The organism is Thermogutta sp. (genome assembly GCF_014359955.1).
In the GTDB taxonomy this organism is placed as follows: Bacteria; Planctomycetota; Planctomycetia; order Pirellulales; family Thermoguttaceae; genus Thermogutta.
In genome coordinates, this window is sequence record NZ_JACIYL010000742.1 from 1 (window position 1) to 2,193 (window position 2,193).

Genomic DNA, 2,193 nt, shown 5'->3' on the forward strand with positions numbered 1-2,193 from the left:
GCCTGAAAAGCCAGGAGCGGGCTTCGTGCCGGGCTTGCGGAAAGCGAGTTTTCGGGGAGGTGCACGTCATGAAATCATTCCGTGGATGCCTGAAGCCCTGCGGGCGTTTGTCCAGGCTCCTTGCGGCTGTTTTGTCCGGCGGGCTGGGCCTGTTGATCCTGGGGACTTCGATCACACGGGCAGGTCCCCCAAACGTGCTTTTTATCGCGGTGGATGATTTGCGGCCGGAGTTGGGGTGCTATGGTGTGCCTCACGTGCAGAGTCCCAACATCGATCGGCTGGCTCAACGCGGAGTGGTGTTTACCCGGGCCTACTGCCAGGAGGCCCTCTGTGGTCCCTCCCGTGCCAGCCTGCTCACGGGTTGCCGGCCGGACACCACGGGGGTGACGCACAATGAGGCGTATTTCCGCGATCAACTCCCCGATATTCCGACCTTGCCACAATATTTCAAAAACCACGGCTATGTGACCATTGGCATCGGCAAGGTATTTCATCCAGGCAAGGACGACCCCGCGTCCTGGACGGAAAAACCCGATCTCATCTCACTTCGCCAGCCTCCCTATCCCAGGCCGGTCGGTGGCTATCAGCTTCCGGAAAACCGACGGAAATGGGAAGAACAGGCGGCGCAGGCCCGCCGCGAGGGAATCCCCAGCGGGGAGATCTGGCGACGCATTGCCCGCCCGGCCACGGAATGCGCCGATGTTCCCGATCAGGCTTACCTCGATGGTTTGATTGCGGATACGGCCATCGCAGCCATGCGACGGCACAAAGCAGAGCCCTTTTTCCTGGCTGTGGGGTTTTTGAAACCGCATCTGCCTTTCGTGGCACCCAAGAAATACTGGGATCTTTATGATGCCGCGAAACTACCTTTGGCAGCCAACCCCTTTCCGCCACGGGACTGTCCTCCGATAGCGCTTCCGCCCGGGTTTGAACTGCGTTTTCACTCGGACATACCGAAAGACGGTCCTCTTCCCGAAGAAATTGTCCGTCGTTTGATCCACGGTTACCTGGCCTGCACCAGTTACATCGATGCGCAGATTGGCCGGCTGCTGGACGAACTGGAAAACAACGGACTGACCCAGAATACGATCGTGGTGTTATGGGGGGATCACGGATGGCAACTGGGAGAACATGGGTTGTGGGGCAAAGCGAGCAATTTCGAACTGGCCGCCCGCGTCCCCTTGATTGTGGCGGCACCCCATCAAAAAAGCCGTGGCAGTCGGTGTTCGGCACTTGTCGAACTGGTGGACGTCTATCCGACGCTTTGCGAGCTCGCAGGCCTTCCGTTACCTGCCCATCTGGAGGGCGATAGTTTCGCGCCCTTGCTCGACGATCCGAACAGAGAGTGGAAGAAGGCGGCCTTCACGCAGTTCCCATGTCCTGCATTGCGAGAGTGGGCAGGTTTGCCCCTGGACAGTTACATGAGCCACCTCTTCCAGTCGCTTTTAACGAAAGTTGAAAAGCAAATCAGGGAATCGCTGCCCAGCGATTATTCTCTCGAAGATTGCCGCCAGCACCTGATGGGATACACCATGCGGACGGATCGCTACCGACTCGTTGTCTGGCGTGACGACCGTAACAGGAGTCGGCCACTGGCGATCGAACTTTATGACCACGCGCGTGATCCCCAGGAAAACGCCAACGTTGCCGGGTCTCCCGAGTATGCCGCGATCGTCAGCGAATTGATGGAGCAGTGGCGGAAAGGATGGACCTTCGCCCGGCCACCGAAAAACGCACTCTGAAAACGGCGCCTTCTCAAAGACCGAAGATCTGAGTGGGCGGGCCACGCTTCAATGCCACCGACCGAAGAAGCGTGCATCCTGCCCCCAGCGCAGGCGTCCGTTATCCCTCCAAGATCCAGGAACCGAGCGCTGAAACGACGGTGCGTCAATGCCCCTCCCGCAGCCGTCTGTTTTCTTCCATGATTCGCGCCCACTGCTTCTGGTTTAATCCTCGCTGGTAATAGAACTCGGGAGGATAGAGATACGAGTGGGCCTTCATGTCCGGATCATTCACATCCAGACTCAGGTCGCAATCAAACCTCATCAGGATGGAATGGACTCTGCCCGGTCCTCCCCCCATGATGTTGTGGCACAATCCCCAGGTGATTCCCCGTCCGTAGCTGGTATTCACAAACGCATCGGGAACAAACGGCCCGGGTGCGTCCGGCATCAACTCCGTGATGGCGGCCAC

At 58.6% G+C, this 2,193-nt stretch carries 1 protein-coding gene and 1 pseudogene; one reads left to right on the plus strand and one right to left on the minus strand.

Annotation, left to right across the window (positions count from 1 at the left end; translation table 11 throughout):
* Window positions 1-68 precede the first annotated feature (68 nt).
* Entirely contained in the window at window positions 69-1,742 is a 1,674-nt protein-coding gene (locus H5U08_RS16500; RefSeq protein ID WP_297035561.1) for a sulfatase, read from the plus strand.
* A gap of 145 nt (window positions 1,743-1,887) precedes the next feature.
* On the opposite strand, the pseudogene H5U08_RS16505 reads toward H5U08_RS16500, so the two are convergent.
* A pseudogene (locus H5U08_RS16505) lies at window positions 1,888-2,193 on the minus strand (glycoside hydrolase); the annotation flags it as partial.

What these genes read in the sequence shown, in the direction of transcription:
- H5U08_RS16500 (WP_297035561.1), top strand. Translation starts at nt 69, where the DNA reads ATGAAATCATTCCGTGGATGCCTGAAGCCCTGCGGGCGTTTGTCCAGG.